Annotated in this window: 15 protein-coding genes; 2 read left to right on the top strand and 13 right to left on the bottom strand. The window is 71.0% G+C overall.

Annotated features, from left to right (window positions below; translation table 11 throughout):
- The first annotated feature begins 16 nt into the window (after positions 1–16).
- Positions 17–814 (top strand): DeoR/GlpR family DNA-binding transcription regulator, encoded by a 798-nt coding sequence (locus tag ACFVM3_RS06850; protein ID WP_378436379.1) that lies wholly within the window; start codon positions 17–19, stop codon positions 812–814.
- Here ACFVM3_RS06850 and ACFVM3_RS06845 read toward each other — a convergent pair.
- The 3 genes from ACFVM3_RS06845 to ACFVM3_RS06835 are packed head-to-tail and all read right to left on the bottom strand — an operon-like array spanning position 768 to position 4,774.
- A complete protein-coding gene (locus ACFVM3_RS06845; protein ID WP_378436317.1) occupies positions 768–1,535 on the bottom strand; it encodes a polyprenol monophosphomannose synthase in 768 nt (255 codons plus the stop codon). The genes ACFVM3_RS06850 and ACFVM3_RS06845 overlap by 47 nt on opposite strands.
- Positions 1,536–1,561: 26 nt before the next feature.
- Complete coding sequence (gene lnt / locus ACFVM3_RS06840; RefSeq protein WP_378436315.1) at positions 1,562–3,154, bottom strand: apolipoprotein N-acyltransferase; 1,593 nt, start codon at positions 3,152–3,154, stop codon at positions 1,562–1,564.
- Positions 3,155–3,163: 9 nt separating this feature from the next.
- A complete protein-coding gene (locus ACFVM3_RS06835; protein ID WP_378436313.1) occupies positions 3,164–4,774 on the bottom strand; it encodes an amidohydrolase in 1,611 nt (536 codons plus the stop codon).
- A gap of 142 nt (positions 4,775–4,916) precedes the next feature.
- Between ACFVM3_RS06835 and ACFVM3_RS06830 the strand changes: the two genes are divergently transcribed.
- The gene (locus ACFVM3_RS06830) at positions 4,917–6,305 is read left to right on the top strand and encodes a lysine 2,3-aminomutase (RefSeq protein WP_340681911.1); all 1,389 of its coding nucleotides are present in this window, start codon (positions 4,917–4,919) and stop codon (positions 6,303–6,305) included.
- Positions 6,306–7,187: 882 nt separating this feature from the next.
- On the opposite strand, the gene ACFVM3_RS06825 is transcribed toward ACFVM3_RS06830, so the two are convergent.
- The 10 genes from ACFVM3_RS06825 to ACFVM3_RS06780 form a co-directional block, all read right to left on the bottom strand.
- Complete coding sequence (locus ACFVM3_RS06825) at positions 7,188–8,816, bottom strand: PucR family transcriptional regulator (RefSeq protein WP_378436310.1); 1,629 nt, start codon at positions 8,814–8,816, stop codon at positions 7,188–7,190.
- A gap of 117 nt (positions 8,817–8,933) precedes the next feature.
- Positions 8,934–9,953, bottom strand: a complete 1,020-nt coding sequence (fgd, locus tag ACFVM3_RS06820; RefSeq protein WP_378436309.1) for a glucose-6-phosphate dehydrogenase (coenzyme-F420) — start codon at positions 9,951–9,953, stop codon at positions 8,934–8,936.
- Between the two features lie 80 nt (positions 9,954–10,033).
- The gene (locus ACFVM3_RS06815; protein WP_378436307.1) at positions 10,034–11,638 is read right to left on the bottom strand and encodes a PucR family transcriptional regulator; all 1,605 of its coding nucleotides are present in this window, start codon (positions 11,636–11,638) and stop codon (positions 10,034–10,036) included.
- Complete coding sequence (locus ACFVM3_RS06810) at positions 11,635–12,969, bottom strand: hydantoinase/oxoprolinase N-terminal domain-containing protein (RefSeq protein ID WP_378436306.1); 1,335 nt, start codon at positions 12,967–12,969, stop codon at positions 11,635–11,637. Before ACFVM3_RS06810 ends, ACFVM3_RS06815 begins: the two co-directional genes overlap by 4 nt.
- Entirely contained in the window at positions 12,966–14,045 is a 1,080-nt protein-coding gene (locus ACFVM3_RS06805) for a DUF917 domain-containing protein (protein ID WP_378436304.1), read from the bottom strand. The genes ACFVM3_RS06810 and ACFVM3_RS06805 overlap by 4 nt, the downstream gene beginning before the upstream one ends.
- Positions 14,046–14,074: 29 nt before the next feature.
- Complete coding sequence (locus ACFVM3_RS06800; RefSeq protein WP_378436302.1) at positions 14,075–15,220, bottom strand: M20 family metallopeptidase; 1,146 nt, start codon at positions 15,218–15,220, stop codon at positions 14,075–14,077.
- A complete protein-coding gene (locus ACFVM3_RS06795) occupies positions 15,217–16,155 on the bottom strand; it encodes a DUF1028 domain-containing protein (RefSeq protein ID WP_378436300.1) in 939 nt (312 codons plus the stop codon). Before ACFVM3_RS06795 ends, ACFVM3_RS06800 begins: the two co-directional genes overlap by 4 nt.
- Positions 16,152–16,952 (bottom strand): alpha/beta fold hydrolase, encoded by an 801-nt coding sequence (locus tag ACFVM3_RS06790; protein ID WP_378436298.1) that lies wholly within the window; start codon positions 16,950–16,952, stop codon positions 16,152–16,154. Before ACFVM3_RS06790 ends, ACFVM3_RS06795 begins: the two co-directional genes overlap by 4 nt.
- 14 nt (positions 16,953–16,966) lie before the next feature.
- Positions 16,967–17,404, bottom strand: coding sequence for a nuclear transport factor 2 family protein (locus ACFVM3_RS06785; RefSeq protein WP_378436297.1), 438 nt, complete (start codon positions 17,402–17,404; stop codon positions 16,967–16,969).
- Between the two features lie 12 nt (positions 17,405–17,416).
- Positions 17,417–18,424, bottom strand: a complete 1,008-nt coding sequence (locus ACFVM3_RS06780) for an LLM class flavin-dependent oxidoreductase (RefSeq protein ID WP_378436295.1) — start codon at positions 18,422–18,424, stop codon at positions 17,417–17,419.
- Positions 18,425–18,528 lie beyond the last annotated feature (104 nt).

The raw sequence follows: 18,528 nt of genomic DNA, 5'->3' as shown, positions 1-18,528 counted from the left end.
AAGGAGGAACGTGCACATGTTGGCTGCGCAGCGACGAGACCTGCTGATGGAACGACTCAAGACCGAAGGCCGCATCGTGGCGAAGGATCTCGCCGCCGAACTCGGCATATCGGAAGACAGCATCCGCCGTGATCTGCGAGAACTCGCGGACGCCGGACTCTGCCAGCGGGTCTACGGCGGAGCACTGCCGGTCTCCCCGGCCACCGCGGACTACGCGACGCGCATGGCGGTCAGCGTCGCGGGCAAGGAACGGATCGCGAAACGTGCGGCAGCGTTGATCCGGCTCGGATCGACGGTCATCCTCGACGGCGGCACGACCGCGCTCGCGCTGGCGAAGGCGCTGCCCGTCGACCTCGAAGCGACGATCGTCACGCACAGCCCCACGGTCGCGGCCGCGCTCGTCACGCATCCGAAGGTCGAGGTGTTCCTCATCGGCGGACGGCTCTTCAAACACTCCGCCGTCACGTGCGGGGCGGCCGCGGCCGAGGCTGCCGAAGGGATCAACGCCGATCTGTTCTTCCTCGGCGTCACCGGCGTGCATCCCGAGACCGGGCTCACCACCGGGGACTCCGATGAGGCCGCGATGAAACGCACCCTCGCCAAACGGTCCGCCGACACCTACGTGCTGGCCAGTTCGGAGAAGATCGGCGCGGCCTCGCCGTTCACCGTGCTCCCCCTGTCCGACGTCGCGGGCGTGATCACCGACGCGGCGCCGGACGAGCCGACGGTGCGGGAACTGGGAAAGCTCGGGGTGAGCGTGCTGGGGGTCAGCCCTTCTTGGCCAGCCCGCGAAGCTGCTGCCAGCGACGCTTGAGCCCCCACAGGCCGACCAGGATGATCGCCTCGCGTACGACCGAACCGCTCATCTTCGACTGACCGACCTCGCGTTCGGTGAAGGTGATCGGCACCTCGACCACCTCGAACCCGGCGAGCGCCGTGCGGAACGCCAGGTCGATCTGGAAGCAGTAGCCCCGCGAAGCGATCTCGTCGAGCGGGAGCTTCTCCAGCACCGTGCGGCGGTACGCGCGGAAGCCCGCGGTGATGTCCTTGATCTTCGTGCCGAGCGCGATCCTCGCGTAGAGGTTCGCCACCCAGGAAAGCGCCTTGCGCTGGAACGGCCAGTTCACCGTGCTGCCACCGGGAACGTACCGGGAGCCGATGGACAGATCCGCGTCCTCGAGCGCCGCCAGCACCCGCGGCAGATCCTCCGGCGCGTGCGAGCCGTCGGCGTCCATCTCGACGATGGTGGCGTAGTCGCGAGCGAGACCCCAGCGGAAACCCGCGACATACGCGGCGCCCAAGCCGGCCTTCTCGGTCCGGTGCATGACGTGGATCCGCTCGTCGGCCTTCGCGAGCTCGTCCGCGACGTCGCCGGTCCCATCCGGGCTGCCGTCGTCCACGACGAGGGCGTTGACCTCCGGGAGTACATCGAGCAGGCGTTCCAGGATCGGGCCGATGTTCTCCCGCTCGTTGTACGTCGGGACCACCACCAGCACCGGGTCGATTCCCTGGGCCCCCCGTGGCGCCTGCGCCATCCGCTTTTCCTCCGTGTTCCGGCGGGTCAGCCCGCCGCTTCCCTCGTTGCCTTGGCGACGCTCGCGCGCCGGGTGCGGAAACGGAGCACGTACCCGCCGGTAACCCCGGCGATCGCCAGAGCCAACAGCCCGTACTCCGTCGTTACACCGAGTCGATCCGACAGCGTAGTCTGCTGCCTCAGCGGCACGCGCCCCACCAGGGAGTCTGCGGTGAACAGGCTGGTGGAGGCCGTGATCGAACCGTCCGGCGCGACGATCGCGCTGACTCCGCTGGTGGCGGAAACGATCACCGCGCGCCCATGCTCGACCGCCCGCAGCCGCGACATCGCCAGCTGCTGGTAGCTCATCTCCCCTGGCCCGTACCAGGCGTTGTTGGTGGGTACGACGAGCAGTTCCGCGCCGTCGGCCACCGACTCCCGCGCCGGGTAGTCGAACGCCGTCTCGTAGCAGATGAAGACGCCGACCTTGGTGCCCGCGACCGACAGTGCGGCGTTGGCTCCGTTGCCCGGTGTCATGTTCGCCACGCTGTCGACGAACGGTGTCACCAGCTTCGCGAGCTCACGGGCCGGGACGTACTCGCCGAACGGGACGAGTTGCTGTTTGGCGTAGCGCTGTCCCGGTCCGGTGACCGGATCCCAGACGAGCGCGGAGTTCTGAGCGCTTCCGTCGGGCAGCCGGACCAGCGCGCCGATGATCGCCTGCGTGCCGTAGTCGCGGACCATCTGGTCGACGCCGGCGTCGCCGGTGCGCATGGCCATCGCGGTCTCGGGCCATACGAGCAGGTCGACCTTGGTGTTGCTCGCCTTGAGCTTTTCCAGCAGGCGGGCGCTTTCGGCGAGGTGGTTGCTCCGGAGTTCGTCGCGGCGGCCTTCCAGCGCCAGGCCGATGTCCGGGGCGTTGCCCTGCACCGTGGCGACGGTGAGTTCGCCGTCCTGGGCTTCGGTGCCGATCGTCGGCCACACCGCGAGCCCCGCCACCACGGGCACCAGCGTCAGCGCCGAAGCCGCCACCAGGGAACGCCGCGGATCGGCGCCCTTCAGCCGCAGGCAGAGCGCCGCGAGCCCGAAACCGGTCGCCACGACGGCGAGCCCGACCAGCGGAGCGCCGCCGATCGAGGCCAGGGAGACGAAGGCGCCTTCGGGCTGGCTGAACGCGACTCGGCCCCACGGGAAGCCGCCGAAGGGGAACCACGTGCGCGGTGTCTCCAGCGCGATGATCACCAGGGCCGCCCACAGCGGCCCGAGCGGCAGCCGCCACACCACGGTGGCGAAAGCCCCGCCGAAACCGAGATACACCGACAGCGCCATCGCCAGACCGAGCCACGGCCACGGCCCGAAGCCCGGGCCGAGGAAATCCAGCAGCCACGTCAGCAGCGGCAGGAAGAACCCCATCCCGAACACGAACGCGTAACCGAACGCGCCCCGGAACCTTCGTCCGTGCACCACCAGCGCGAAGCCGGTGAACGCCAGCGGCGCGAGCCACCACAGCGGACGCGGCGCGAAACTGAGGTACAGCGTGAAACCCGACGCCGCGGCGACGAGGAAACGCACGAGCCAGGCACGGGAGAAGCGCTTCCGGGGCGCCGCTTCGGGGTCCGGGTCGGTCACGGTCGTGGACACTCCTGAACCCTAGGCCGTCCGGGTGAACAGATCGTGGATGACCTGTCCGCCGCGGACGGTGCGCAGGCAACGGGGCAGTGTCGCGCCCTCCGCGAGGTTCGGCAGCGGGGGCACACCCGCGCGCGGGTCGGTCGACCAGCGCTGCACGCGCGAGTCCGGTGTCGCCACGACGAGGTCTTCGGCGTCCCAGATCGCGTAGTGCGCCGGAGCGCCCGGGACCAGGCTGCCGGTGACGCCGTCGTTGACGCCGGCGGCGCGGTGTCCCGCCCGGGTGTGGGCGGTGAAGGACGCGCGGGCGGACAAGCCCGAGCCAGGCGTGCGGTGGTAGGTCCCGGCGCGGACAGTGGCCCACGGGTCGACCGGCGTGACGGGGGCGTCGGAGCCGAAGGCGAGCAGGAGTCCTTCGGCGGCCATGGCGGCGAAGGGATTGAGCTTCGCGGCCCGTTCCGCGCCGAGGCGTTCGGTGTACATGCCGTGGGTGCCGCCCCATTCCGCGTCGAACTGCGGCTGGACCGAAGCGACCACACCCCAGCCCGCGAGCGCCTTCGCCTGGTCGACGTCGATCATCTCGACGTGTTCGAGCCGGTGGTGGCGGGCGGCAAGCGCTCGACGACCGACGGTCTTCTCCGCGAGCCGGAATCCTTCGACGACCTCCGCGACGGCGGCGTCGCCGATGACGTGGAAACCGGCCTGGAGTTCTGCCTCGGTGCAGGCGCTGATGTGTTCGGCGATGGCGGGGGCGTCGAGGTAGAGCGTCCCGGAGGTGCCGTGGGCGTCGGCGTACGGCTCGTGCAGGGCGGCGGTGCGGGAGCCGAGCGCGCCGTCGACGAACAGGTCGCCCGCGACTCCCCTGGCGCCGAGCGCGCGGGCGGTGTCGACGCCGCCGCGTTCGCCCCAGTAACCGACGACTTCCGGCAGTCCCGGTTCCGACGCGAGCGCGAGCAGGTCGGTGAGGTCTTCGGCGCCGGAGATGTCCGGGCCCGCGCATTCGTGGACGCTCACGACCCCGCGTGCGGCGGCTTCGGCGAGGAACGCGCGCTGGGCTTCGCGGCGTTGCCGCGGCGTGATCGCCTCGCGCATCGCGGCCCGCACGAGGTGGTGGGCGTCGCGGGTCAGTGGTCCGTCGGCCGACCAGCCCGGCGCCTCGTGGACGCCGGGGGCGAGCGCGACGAGCGCGCTGGAGACGAGCGCCGAGTGGACGTCGACCCGGCTCAGGTACACCGGGGCGCCGTTCGAGGCCTCGTCGATCTCCGCGCGGCTGGGCAGCCTGCCGTCGGACCAGCGTGATTCGTCCCACCCGTGCGCGACGAGCACCTGGCCGGGGCGGACGGCATCGCGGACCGCGGCGAGGAGCTCGCGGCCGCCGCTGATGTTCGCGAGGTCCAGCCCGGCGAGGTGCAGGCCGGTCGCGGTGGCGTGGACGTGCGCGTCGACGAAGGCAGGGGCGACGAAGGCGCCATCGAGGTCGACGACCTCGGCGTCGGGATGCAGCGCCTTGGCCGGGCCGTCCTGTCCCACCCAGACGACGGTGCCGTCGGTGATCGCCATGGCGGTGGCGTCGGGGGCCGAGGGGCTGTAGATACGCCCGCCGAGCAGGAGCGTGGTTCGCGCGTTCGTCACGTTCCCGAGTTTGCAGCGTGCCGAAGACCAGGTGACCGGCGGGTCGGCGAGATTTCGACACACCACGCAAGACAGGAATATTTACGTCTTCCGAACGATGTGACAGGATATTTTCACGCGTTTCCGACGACGAGGAGTACAAGTGACTGCGATCCAGGAACCGACCTCGCCGGTGGCCGCCTACGATCAGCCCTACGACTACACCCGAGTCGAGCTGATCGAACCCGACTGGCGCCGCTTCCCCGGCTGGCACGACGTGACCGAGGCAGAGTGGCGTGACGCGCAGTGGCAGCGAGTGCACTGCATCCGCAACGCCAAGCAACTGCGTGCCCTCATGGGCGACCTGCTCGAAGAGCGCTTCTACGAAGACATGCTCGCCGACCAGCGCGAGATGGCCACGATGTCGATGCTGCTGCCCCCGCAGATGATCAACACGATGGCGCCCAACGCCGGCACCGACCCGGCGAAGGTGACCGAGGCCTGGTACGCCGACCCGATCCGCCGCTACATGCTCCCGGTGCGCAGTGACCGCGACACCGAGTGGCCGAGCCACCCGCACTCCGAACGGGACTCACTGCACGAGGCGGAGATGTGGGTCGTGGAGGGGCTGACGCACCGCTACCCCACCAAGGTGCTCGCCGAGATGATCTCCACCTGCCCCCAGTACTGCGGGCACTGCACCCGGATGGACCTGGTCGGCAACTCCACCGAGCAGGTCGAGAAGCACAAGCTCTCGCTCAAACCGGTCGACCGCCAGGACGCGATGATCGAGTACCTGAAGAAGACCCCTGGCGTGCGTGACGTCGTGGTCTCCGGCGGCGACGTCGCCAACGTGCCCTGGCCGCAGCTGGAGTCGTTCCTCATGCGGCTGATGGACATCGACACCGTCCGCGACATCCGGCTCGCGACCAAGGCGCTCGCCGCCCTGCCGCAGCACTGGATCCAGCCGAAGGTCGTCGAAGGCCTCGAACGCGTCGCCGGCACCGCGCAGCGCCGCGGCGTCAACCTCGCGATCCACACCCACGTCAACCACGCCCAGTCGGTGACCCCGCTGGTCGCGGAAGCCGCCAGGACCGCCCTCGACGTCGGCGTCCGCGACGTGCGCAACCAGGGCGTGCTGATGAAGGGCGTCAACGCGACCCCGGCCGACCTGCTGGACCTGTGCTTCGCGCTGCAGGGCGAGGCGAACATCCTGCCGTACTACTTCTACATGTGCGACATGATCCCGAACGCCGAGCACTGGCGGGTTTCCGTGCACGAGGCACAGGAACTGCAGCACGCGATCATGGGATATCTGCCCGGCTATGCCACTCCACGCATCGTCTGCGACGTCCCGTACGTCGGGAAACGTTGGGTCCACCAGCTCGCCGAATATGACCGTGAGCTGGGAATTTCCTACTGGACGAAGAACTACCGCACCGGGATCGAGCACGAGGACCCCGAAGCCTTGCAGCGTCGCTACCCGTACTACGACCCGATCTCCACCCTGCCCGAAGCCGGCCAGAAGTGGTGGGCCAGCCAGCACGGCTGACTTCTCTATGTGGCTAGATGAAACCGGTGGCCCCGAACGACGTTCGGGGCCACCGGCAACGGCAAGCCGCAGACGAGGTGAACACCGACCGGCTTTCAACCGGAGACGCCCAGTCTGCAGGGTTGGCCGAGTAGGACTTGAGACGCATCTCAGACCAGACCAGTGCAGACGTCGCCAGTCTGGGGCGACATTGACCTCCAGCCTGCCCCAGAGATCCTGTCTGGCCATGCGCGGTAGAACCACCGAGAGAGCATCCAGCGGGTCGGATCTTCAGTGGTGACCACCCGGGGGCGGCCCACGCGCCGGCGGGCAGTCCCGTGTTCTTCGCGAGCTGGTCGGTGTATTGCGGGATCCAGGCCGACACGCTGTAGAGGCCGATGACCGACACCACGGTGATCAGGAGAAGTCGCAGAGCCCGCCGACGCAGGTGCGGCTGACTGAACACCGACGTGAACGGAGACCGCAGGAGCTCTCGGTCCGCTGGGCTGACCTGTCCACCGCCTGCCGCGGTGGCCTTGGCCTTGCGCCTGCGGTCGCGGATTTCTGTCCACATCTCCGGGTCGTGGACGGCTCGGCGCACGTAGAGCACGATCAGTGCGGGCAGGGCGCCGACGAGGAACAGATACCGCCAGGCCTCCGGCCCATCACGCCGTGGGCGGGCTCCGCTGCCGAACAGGCCCAAGACCTGCTTCCGGCGCTGAGCGAAGGAAGCCCCGCATCCGGCGCAGGCGACCCCACTGCAGGGGGCCGTCGGCGTAGGCAGGTGGGCGTTGCGGTTCCCGCGGACGATCCCGCCGAGCCACCTGTGCCGCGAGTCGCGACCGGATGTGCCGGTGCGCGACGCGCTGCCGTCGAGTCCGACGCGGCTCGACCATGGCATGCTCACCCGTAACCACCCAGACCTTCGTGTCGGGAACGCCGGGCTGATCGCGGTGACCGGGCCTGCCGAGCGGTTTCGACCCGGCCGCCGGATGGGGAGATCAGCAGACGGGTCTGCAGCTCGATCGAGAATCGCTGGACAGGATCGTCGAGATCGATCGCACACAGCGCTTCGATGCGCTGCAACCGGTAGCGAAGGGTGTTGCGATGTATCCGGAGTGCGGCCGCGGCCCGGGTGGCGTCGCAGCCGGCGTCGAACCAGCATCGAAGCGTGTTCAAGTATTCGACGCCGCGAGGGGACTCGTCGCGGCGCAGTACGTCGAGTGCTCCGGAGAGCAGGCCGGGATTTTCGGCGGCGAGGCAGGCCAGTTCGGCGATCAGGGCGTGCGGGCGGAGATCCGCCAGCGCGGCGGTGGCCGGTACCGGCCGCCTGACCAGCACGCTCGTGGCGTGGCGGAGCGAACCACGTTCAACACGGAGCTCGTCGCCGGTGGCACAGGGACGGCCGACACAGGCCACCAGCGGCACTCCCGCGCTCGCGGAGGCACGCCGTCGCAGGCGCTCGGCGAAGTCGGCAGGCCCCGAGCCGGGGGTGGAAGGGAACAACACGAACACGAGGTCGTCCACGATCGCGGTGGCCGCGCCCGGATCGAGCATGCGCGCGCAGCGTGCCAGTCCGCCCTCGATGTCCGAGGTCGCCGCGGGCGCGTCGGCGTGGGCACCGAGGCCGAGGAGGCACCACTGCCGGCTTGTGCCGAGCCGTTCGGTCAGCGCCTGCAGCGATCCCGTTCCGGTCAGCAGTCCACGCAGCAGTTCGGCCCGGATCGCGTCCTCGTCGGCGCGTCCGGTGGGCTCGTCGAGGAACCAGGCCGCGGCGGCCGTCGCCACGTCGCTCAGCATCCGCGGCGCGGAATCGGGTGTGTCGGGGCCGGGCGCGAACAGCACGTAGCCGCCCACCACCTTGCCGACGTCGACCGGGGCGGCCCACCGGGGTCCCGCGCCGGGAACGTCGAGGCACACGATGCTCCGCACCCTCGCGAGTCGCTCCCGCACCACCGCCGGGACGCGCCGGGCGAGGATAGTCTCGCTGGTGAGTTCGTCGACCGTGCCTTGGTACGCGAAAGCGAGCACACGGAAGGCGTTGTCGGTCAGCATGACGGCACCGTCCAGCGCGAGTGCCGCGCTCTCGGCGAGGTCGTAGAGTCCGCCGGCGGTCGGGTTCGTGCCGTGGGCGCCGAACCGGGTGCCGGACAGCAGCGACCGGACCAGTGTGCCGATATCGTCCCAGCCGACCCGCTCGTCCACCGCGAGGACCGGCACCCGGGGTCGTGCGGCGGCCGCTGTGATCCCAAGTTCCGCTTCGCGCACCACGACCGCGGCGGCGTCCGCTTGGTCAGCCGCCGCCAAGACCGCGGCGAGCTCTTCGCCACTCGGACAGGGCGTCGTCACCAGCACCAGCTGATGCCGGCCCGGCGACCGGGTGGGGTCCCAGTCCGTCACCCCGGTCAGGGGGCGGTCAAGTCCCGAAGCCGGGTCGAGCACGCTGAACCAGCCCCGCCGCGCGCCGACGAGGAGCGGTAACCGGATCGCTGCCCTCGTCTCCGGTGGTGAGACGACATCGAGCACCGTCATCGGACCGCTCCTTCCGTCCACGCCACGTCGCGTAGGCGGAAGGCTATGCAACTGCCGAAACGCCGTCAGTGGGCGCACAGCCCTGTGGAGATCGGTTCCCAGGGCGGTGAGCACTCCTCAGGCCAAGGCCCGTAGCCGAGGCAGGAGATCCTTGCGGGCCAGTTCGAGGAACCGGGCCTGATCGCCGCCGGGAGCGTGCAGCACCAGATCGGTGAAACCGGCGTCGACGTAGGGGCGGATCCGCGCCACGACCTCGTCCGGGTCGGCGGAGACGATCCATCTGGAGGCGACCTGGGACAGCGGGAGCTCGTCGGCGACCCGTTCCATGTCGACGGGATCGGAGATGCCGTGTTTCTGTTCGGGTGTCAGGGAAAGCGGCGCCCAGAACCTGGTGTTCCCGGCGGCGGCCCGAGCGTCGGTGTCGTAGGACAGCTTGATCTCGATCGAGCGCGCGACGTCCGAGGGTTGCCGGGCGGACTGCTCCGCCCCGGCGTCGACGGCGGGCTGCAACTTCTCCGTGTAGAGCTCCATCCCCTTGCCGCTGGTGCAGATGAAGCCGTCCGCCACCCGGCCGGCGTACTTCGCCACCACCGGTCCACCGGCCGCGACGTAGATCGGTACCGGCACCGGCGGGCGGTCGTAGACCGTCGCGTTCTCGGTGCGGTAGTACTCGCCGTCGAAACTCACCCGCTCCTCCGTCCACAAGAGACGGATGAGGTCGATCGCCTCGCGCAGGCGGGCGAACCGTTCCTTGAACCCTGGCCAGTCGAGGCGGGCGACCGAAACCTCGTTGAGGGCTTCCCCGGTACCAAGACCGAGCACGATCCGTCCGGGGTAGAGCGCGCCGAGAGTGCCGAAGGCCTGCGCCACGACTGCCGGGTTGTACCGGAAGGTCGCGGTCAGCACGCTCGTCCCGAGCCGGATCCGTTCGGTCCGCTCCCCCACCGCGGCGAGCCAGGCCATCGAGAACGGTGCGTGCCCGCCGCGGTGCCGCCAGGGCTGATAGTGGTCGCTGACCATCACGGAGTCGAACCCCTGCCGTTCGGCGAGCACGGCCAGTTCCACCAATTCGCGCGGGCCGAATTGCTCGGCCGACGCCTTGTAGCCGACGGTGATTCCCGCGGTCTGTGTGTCCATTCCGGGGAGTCAACCGGCCAGGGCGGGCCGGGTCATCGTGCACGGTGGCCGAACGTGGAGCCGCCGTCCTGTGCGTCCCGTCAGCCGGGTTCGTCCCAGTCGACGTCGACGGCCCGCGTGGCCAGGTGCACGGCCAACCGGTCGTCCGGGTCGCCGAGGTCGGCGGGCAGCAGCTCGGCGACCCGTTCCATCCGCTGCATGACGGTGTTGCGGTGCACGCCGAGGACGGCTCCGGCGGCTTTCGCCGAGGATTGGGCGTCGAGGTAGCACCGCAGGGTGCGGACCAGTTCTCCGGACGGATCGGCCTCGTCGAGCGGAGCGAGCAGGTCAGCCGCGGCGCCGCGCAAGGGGGCCGATCCGTACCAGCCCGCGATCAGGCGCCGGGTGCTGCCGGCGTCGATGTGCTCGACGGCTGCCGGGCGGTGCGCGGTGTGGGCGAGCAAAGCCGCTTGGCGGGCTTGGCCCGCGGAGCGACTGATGCCCGCCGTGCCCGCTTGTGCGCGCCCCACCCCCGCACACAAACGCAGCCCCGGATGCTCGGCTTCGACCGCGGAGAGCGTCCTGGCGAGCCGTTCGATCAGCCGTCCGGGGTCCGCCGCGTCGGCTTGTGCCTCGGTGGTCGACCAGAACACCCAGCCCTCGGCGCGCTCCACGAGCGTGGCGGGCATGCCGTGTTCGGCGAGCTGCTCCTCCAGTTCCGCGCCGAGGGGGGACATCCGGAGCGCGACAGGGGCGGCCGAAACCTGGACCTGCACCGCGGTGTGCCAGCCGGCGAGACGCCAGCCGAGGGCGGTGGCCCGCTCGACCGTGCGGCGTCCCGGCTCGTCCGGCTGTTCGAAGATCTCGTTGAGCAGGAGCGATCGCCGCCGGTGTTCCCGTTCGATCCGGACGGCCTCGCCCGCCACGTGCACCGCGAACGAGAGGGCCGCGATCGCGATCGCGCGCCGGACCGGCTCGAGCAGCACCCCGGCCGCGAACCGGGGCCGCCGCACCGCGATCCAATAGACCGCGGGCCCGGCCGCGTCGATCTGCACCGGTTGCGCCATCAGGTCGCCGTCACCGGTCTCGACGGTCAGGGCGACCGGGCGCGAGTCACCCAGTCGCTCCGCGCACGCGTGGTCCGCGAGCAGCGCGTGCACCGCCGGATCGCCTGCCACGAAACGGGATTCCGCGTCGACGAGGGCGACCGGTTCCCCGAGCGTCGCCGCGAGCTGCGTGGTGAGGGCGTTCGCGTTCGCGGGCGGGCGCTGGAAGCGCCGGGAGGCGTCACCGAGCACGCGCAGTCCCGCGATCTCGGGGGCGCGGACGTAGGGGTCGAACGCGGTGATCACCCCGGCGGGGGCGATGTCGTCGACACCGATGAGCGGCAAGGCCAGCCGGTCGGCGAGGCGGCGGGTGGCGAACGGGATCCGCCGGGGCGGGCGGGCGGCGATGATCCCGGACAGGCCGGAACTGCCCGCGAGCCGGATCGCGAGATCCGCCGCGAGATCGTCGAGGGCGAGCTGCTCGCGGCCGAACACCACGACGCCGCACGGCGCGAGCTCGGAGATCTCGTGGACGGTGGAACCGGCGACGACCATCCGGACGGGCCGCCGCAATCCGGCTTCCCCGCCGAGCACCTCGTAGTGCTCGATCAGGTCCAGATCCAGAAGCTGACCGAGGGTGACCGTCGCGCCGGTCGTCACGGTGTCACCGGTTCCAGTACCGGTCCGACGGCGGTCACCTGCAGGCGTGCGGCCGGGACCGGGACGTAGGTCATCAGTGCCTCCTTCACCGGGGTTTCCCGCAGTGATCGCGGATCGGCACCCGCCAGGATCGCGGCGTCCCTGGCCAGCCGCCGGGCACGGGCCACCGAATCCCCGCGTCCACCGGTGCCCTGCCAGAAGATCCGGTCGACCGTGCCGGCCGCCTCCGCGGCCGCGGCCCCCACCGCCGCCGCGAGATCGCCTTCCGGTGGCCGGATCACGAGGACGTCCGGTGGATCGGGCAGGGTGGCCGCCCGGTCGCCGACGATCACGACCGGCAGCTCGTCGAACCCGTACCGCGCGCGGGCGAGCACCGCGAGGAGCCGGGACGGGCCGGAACGGTCCACCGCGGTCAGCCGGGGAGTACGCAGACCGGTCCGGACACCGGCGATTTCCCTGCGCAGTCCCGATTCCGGCAGCAGCCCCGCGTGCGTCGTCCCGACGACCACCTGGCGGGCCGTCACCTCCACCACCGCGGCCGTGCGCACGCCAGCCAGCTTGGCCGCGCCATGGACGAGTGCCGCGCCCGAAGCGCCGAGGGAAGCCGTGGCGTGGCGAAGCGCGTCGAGCGCGGGCAACACCGTCCCGTCGCCTCGGAGGACGTACAGATCCGCGTCGTGATTGTGTGCGCGCACCGCGGCGCCCAGTTCGCCGATCCTGGCACCGGCGATCCGGGCCAGTGCCGCGTCGAGCACCGCGGTGTGTTCCCGCTCCAGCAGGCCGAGCGCCTCCGTCTCGGCGCCCCGGATCACCGGCACGTCCGGCCCGAGTTCGCCGGTGATCACGGCCGCGGCCCGCAGTTCATGGTCCGGGTTCTCCAGCCCGTGTACCCCGGCCACCGCGACGGCCCCGGCGTTCCCGGCGCACCTGCGGGCGAACTCGGCCACGGCGGCGAGATCCAGGGGTGCCGACTCCCGGCCGTCGTACTCGTGCCCGCCGCGCACCATCGTCACCGGTCCCGCGAGCCCGCCGGACAGGTGGGCGGGCCAGCCCGCCAGCGGCGGAAGGGCGGTCGCGGCAGGCGCGCCGATGCGCAGGACCCCGACGCGTGACCCGGTGACCACGTCGGAGAGCGGGTGATCCGGCAGGATCGCCACGACCCGGTCGACCGCCGTCGCGTCGAGCCCCTCGGCGACCAACGCGTCGAGCAACCGAGAAGGCGAGTCCTTCCCGGGATGTCCGCGATGGGCCGCCACGATCCGGTCCTGCTCGTCCAAGGCCACCGCGCGGGCCGCGACGGCGTCCACTCCCACTCGCAACCGGCTCGTCATCGGGATCCCACCGCGGGGCGCGAATCGAACCGGACCGGATCGACGTCGTAGCCGAACGCGCGCGGTCCGACCATTGCGAGTCCTCCGGGTGTGTGCCAGCGCTCGTCGACCGGGCCGGTGATCACGTGCACGTCCTGGCCGACGTCGAGGTCGACGGTCTGCACCAGCGCACCCGTGTCCGCGTCCGCGAGACTGATGAGGTCCGGAACGGAGGCCAGGACCGTGCCCTCCCGGCTGACGATCAGGTTCTCGTTCTGGAAGTCGATCCGCGCGTATCCGCCGGAAGTCTGCAGGGAGACGACGCCGCGCGGCCAGCCGTCGGCGGAGTGCTGCACGATTTCGGCGACCGTTCCGGAGCACACCAGACGTCCACCGCAGGCGCCCAGATACGAGTCGTACCCGTTCGGATGTGCCGGGGAGACGTCGGCGAGGGCCGCCCCGATCCTGGCGCACATGCCGATCGACCCGACGGCACCGAGCCGTGCGCAGTCCCCGGCGGTCACCCGGTACGCGCTGATCAACGCGACCAGGCCCAGCCCCGGCATGACGGCCCGCACCAGCTCGCCCAGAACGGTGTCGGCGCCGCTGCTGAACTCCGCCACGACCCCGGCACCCCCGACCACGGTGATGGGCGGGACGGGATGGCCTGCCAGCCGCAGCAGTGTCATGTCGATCGAAGGCAGGGTGCGACGCATCAGGTCGAGGTCCAGGCATGGCAACCCGAGTTCGGCGGCGACGACCAGTGCGACGGCCACGTTGACGCTGCCGAGCTGGATCGGCAGGACCGCCTCGCACTCACGTCCGGCGCGCGCTTCCACCGCCGACCGGAGTGTCTCCGCTTCAGCGGCGCTGTGCGCTTTCTCGATGAGGGCGTCCGGAGTCCCCCCGGACACCACCGGCAGCACGAGGGCGTCCGGGGCGAACTCGTCCGCGGCCACGAGCGGGATCGGCCCGTGCCGCCGGACGGCCGCGGTCAGGAGCTGCTGACCCAGGTACGGGTCGCCGCCGCCACCGCTCCCGAAGTGGACGGCACCGCGCACCACGTCGTCGATCGCGGCTTCGGCCACGTGCTTCATGACGGCACCCTAACCGCCGTCGTGGCTGCTCACGAGGTTGTGACACCCCGGAAAGTCGCGTACAGCCTGGCGAATGTCCGTGCGGCGGTGACCAGTTCACGGATCGGCACGTACTCGTCGGCGGTGTGGGCGACGGTCATCGACCCCGGCCCGTACACCACGGCCGGGATGCCCAGCCGGTTGCGGAGGAAACGGGCGTCCGTACCGAGTTTCAGCCCGCGGACCGGTGCGTCCAGCGCCGCCCGCCGGATCTCGGCGACGAAGGGGTGCGCGGCGTCCAGCTCTGATCCCTCAGCGAACGCGACGACGTGTGTTTCGTAGTCGAAATCGCCCGCGGCGTCGATCAACCGGGTCAGGCTCGCCAGCGCCTGCTCCCGGGTATGACCGGGCAAGACCCGTCTGTCGACCCGTAACCGGCACTCGGCGGCGACGATGTTGGCCGCGGTGCCACCCACGATCGTCCCGACGTTGCAGGTGGGCGATCCCAGGAACGGATGAGCACCGGTGCCGAAGTCGGCGAGGTGGAGCGCCGACACGATCCGCGCCGCGTCGGCGATCGCGGAACGCCCGGCCGCCGGGTCGCTGCCGTGCGCCGCCCTGCCCCGCACCACGATCTCCACCATCAGCGAACCCCGCTCGGCCACCCCGACCTGCAACTCGCTCGGTTCGGGAACGACGGCGGCGTCGGCGTGCACGAGCCCGGCGGCGACCAGGGCCTCGGTCCCGGCACGGCCGCCGGTCTCCTCGTCGGCCACGAAGTGGAAGACGAGGTCTGACGAAGGCACGACGCCGGCGTCCCGGCAGGCGCGCAGTCCTTCGATCGCGGCGGCGATCCCGCCCTTCATGTCGCAGGCGCCGCGGCCGTAGAGCAGGCCGTCTCGCACCAGGCCGCCGAACGGGGGCACCGACCAGTCCGCTTCCGACACGGGAACGACGTCCACGTGCCCGTTGACCAGCAGCGTGGGACCGTCACCGGAGCCGACGCGGGCCAGTACGGACGGGCGGCCTTCCCCGGGCTCGAAGATCTCGACGTCGGCGCCCAGTTCGCGCAGGACCGCGGACAGCGGTTCGATCACCGGTCGTTCTCCACCGGGCGGGTTCCGGGTGTCGCACCGGATCAGTTCCGCGGCCAGCCCGGTCACCCGGTCGGCGCGGACGGCGGCCGCGGCGTTCATGCCCGCTCCCCGACGTGCACGGTGATCGCGGCGAGCGCTTCGCCGTCGAGAAAGCCGAGCGGGGCCAGTCCTCGCGCGAACCGCAGCAAGGCGGGCCGGAAGGCGACGACTTCGGCGAAGAGGTCGGCGGCCTCGCGGTGCCGTCCGGCGCGGGCCAGCAGGACCGCGCGCCAGAAGTCGGCTTCACGGTTGTCCGGCCCGATCACCTCGGCCGCCGACGCGAGGGCACGCAGGTGTTCGTCCAGCTCGTCCGGTCCGACTCCCTCGAACGGCCCGAGTGTCAGCCCGCGGGTGAACATCACGCCGCCGACAGCGCCGAACGCCCGCGAACGGGGCAACAGCCGCGACAACTCGGCGAGCGGGTCAGGATGGTCGTCGACGCGCAGGTCGGTGACCACCTCGTTCCACGATGCGGGACCCCGCCTGCCCGATACCACCAGCAACGCGGCCGACTGCGAACCTCGCACGTCTCCCCCCGCGCCCTCCGCGGCTTGAAGGCCGGCGAGGAGACGATCGGCGAGCTCCCCGCCGGTGGACTCGAAGGCGGAGAGCGCGGCCTGGCACACCCCGGGAGTGGCCAGCATGTTTCCCTGCACCGCCACTTGATGACCACGGGCGGACGCGGCCTGTGGCGCGCAGGACTCGCCGGTGTGCATGCCCACTGAACCCCGCGCGTCGACGACACCCAGCTGGCGGTAACCGGAATCCGGGTCCTCGGCCACCAGGAGGTCCACAGTGGACGGTGCGGGTACCCCCGCCCGCAACAATTCCAGACCGCGCGGCCCGAAATCGACGTTGACGAAAGCCTGGGTCGCCACCGCACCGACCCCCGCCTCCGCCCACGGCAGCAACGTGCCGACACCGAAGAAATGGGTCTGCGCGCCGACGCCGAGCTGACCGGTGGCGGGATCGCGCGCGACGATCGAGTAGGTCACAGCTTGCCTTCCTCGGCTCTCGCGAGGTGCTTCCGGAGAAGGTCCACCACCTGATCGGGCTCCTCGAGCATCGGCAGATGGCCCGTCCCCTCCAGCTCCCTCGCGATGCCGCCGGTGGCCTCGGCCAGTTCACGCGACATCGCGGGCGGGCAGGTCGGGTCCTCGGTTCCCGCCACCGCCAGCACGGGGATCCCGGCGGCGGCGACCTTGCCCGCCAGATGCCGGATGTCGGCACCGAAGGCCCCGTAGAGGATTTCGGCGACCACTTCTTCCGGCCGGACGCCGACCGCCTCCGCCATCACCGTCCTGACGCGGGCGGAGTCCCGGTGTGCCCGCCCGACGATGTCGGGCACCAGATCGCCGAAGTACCCGGCGGTTCCCTTGGCTTCGAGTTCGGTCACCATCGCGCGGATCGCGTCCGACGGCACACCGGTGCCCAGGGTCGAGCCGAACGTGGTGATGCCGAGTACCCGTCGCGGGTGCAGCGCGGCCAGCGCGACGGAGATCGTGCCGCCGAGAGAGCCGCCGCCGAGATGGACCTGGTCCAGCCCGAGGCCGTCGAGAACGGACAGTACGTCCGGGACGTAGCCCTCCTCCACGGTGAACGGGCCGACCTGCCCGGATTCCCCGTGCCCACGGAGATCCAGCGCCACGACCGGCCGGTCGATCCGGGCGGCGACCTCGGTCCAGACCACGGCCGAGGAGTTGATCGGGTGGATGAGCACGAGCGGGACGCCGGGCCGGTCGCCGGTGGTGCGCAGCACCGACAACCGGCCGGTCCGTCCCGCGACGCTCACGCGGTCCAGCTCCATCATTCCGTCCCGTACTTGGGCATCTGCGCATCCTGGACGCTGACGTGCATATGCCAGATCCGCCAGTCCGGTTCGCCCTTGCCGTCGTCGCGGCGGAAGAACTCGGTGGTGCGGAACGGCGTCGGCACCGCGTCCGCCTGTCCCGGCGCCACGACGTCCGCGACCCCTTCTGCGGTGAGCAGCGCGACGTCACCGAAGATCCGGACGTCCGGCCCGGCCGTGTCCTTGATCGCGGTGATGTCCAGCCCGATCTTCGCCGCGTTGACCCACAGGCGATGTTTGTCCATCACTCCGTGGTACGTGTGGCCGTTGAGATTGAACTGGTGGTAGCCGTCGCCTTCCGGGAAGTACGCCGTCATCCGGTCGGCGACGAGGCCCACGTTCGCCTCGTACCAGCCCTGGTGCACCGCGAGGATCCGCTCGAGGTCATTGCTCATGGTGTTTCCCTTTCAGTGGGTGAATTCGCCGGTCAGCTCGCCGACGGCGGCGAGGGTCTCTTCCGCTCCGTCCGCGACGACGGTCGCGATGGCGACGTTGTCCGCGCCCGCGTCGAGGTACTCCCCGATCCGCGTCCGCGCGGTGTCCTGGCCGCCCACGACGCCGAAGACGTCGAGCCATTCGTCGGGCATCTCCGCGGCGACCACTTCGGGACCGCCGTGGGAAAGCATGTCCGCGAGCGCTTCGTTGGCGCCGACCGCGGCGAACAGCGGGCCGGGACCCGTTGCGGCGAGGTAGAAAGCGAGGACCGCCTTGAGCGCTTCACGCGTCGTGGCAACCTGTCCCCGGTCCCGCGTGACGTTGGCGGCGACGAGGACGCTGATCGTGATGCGCTCGTCGCGCCCGGCCGCCAGAGCCGCCGCGTCGAGCTTGCGCCGCGCCGACCGCACGTACTCGACCGGCGCGAGGGCACTGACGAGTAGACCGTCGGCGAGCTTTCCGGTCAGATCAAGGCCCTTGTCGCCGAGCACCCCGGTGAACAGCGGCACCCGCTCGGGGACGGGATGGGTGAGCGCGACCCCGTCGAAGGTGGCGAACCGCCCCTCGTCGTCGACCGTCTCTCCGCTCAGCAACGCCCGGACACCGATGAGGGTTTCGCGCAGGGCGCTCATCGGCGACCGCTGGGTCAGGCCCATCTGCGCGGTCCAGCCGGGGACACCGTGCCCGATCCCGGGAATCAGCCTGCCGGGGTGGGCGCGGGCGAGGGTGCCGATCTCCATGGCCAGCAACGCCGGATGGCGGACGACCGAGGACACGACGCCGATGCCGACCGGGATCCGCGACGTGGCACCGAGGGCGAGTGCCGCACCCGCCACACCACCGAGGAAGAAGTAGTCCTCCGGGAGCCACAACTCCCCGAAACCGGCGGATTCCGCGGCCGCGGCCTGCTTTCCGATCTGTTCCGGCGGGGTGGCGCTGCCGAGCAGCACGCCCAGCCTGCTGCGAGCGGGATGGGTCATCGACGGGCTCCTGTCGTACGGACCGGATCACAACGTTGCCCTCGACGTTAGGAACCGGACCGGCACCCGCGCTTCGGGCACGATGACGAACCGCGGCGCGGATG

It is taken from the genome of Amycolatopsis sp. NPDC057786, from assembly GCF_042797905.1.
In the GTDB taxonomy this organism is placed as follows: Bacteria; Actinomycetota; Actinomycetes; order Mycobacteriales; family Pseudonocardiaceae; genus Amycolatopsis.
The sequence above is the reverse complement of the archived record's forward strand: the minus strand, read 5'-3'. Positions and strand labels throughout refer to the sequence as shown.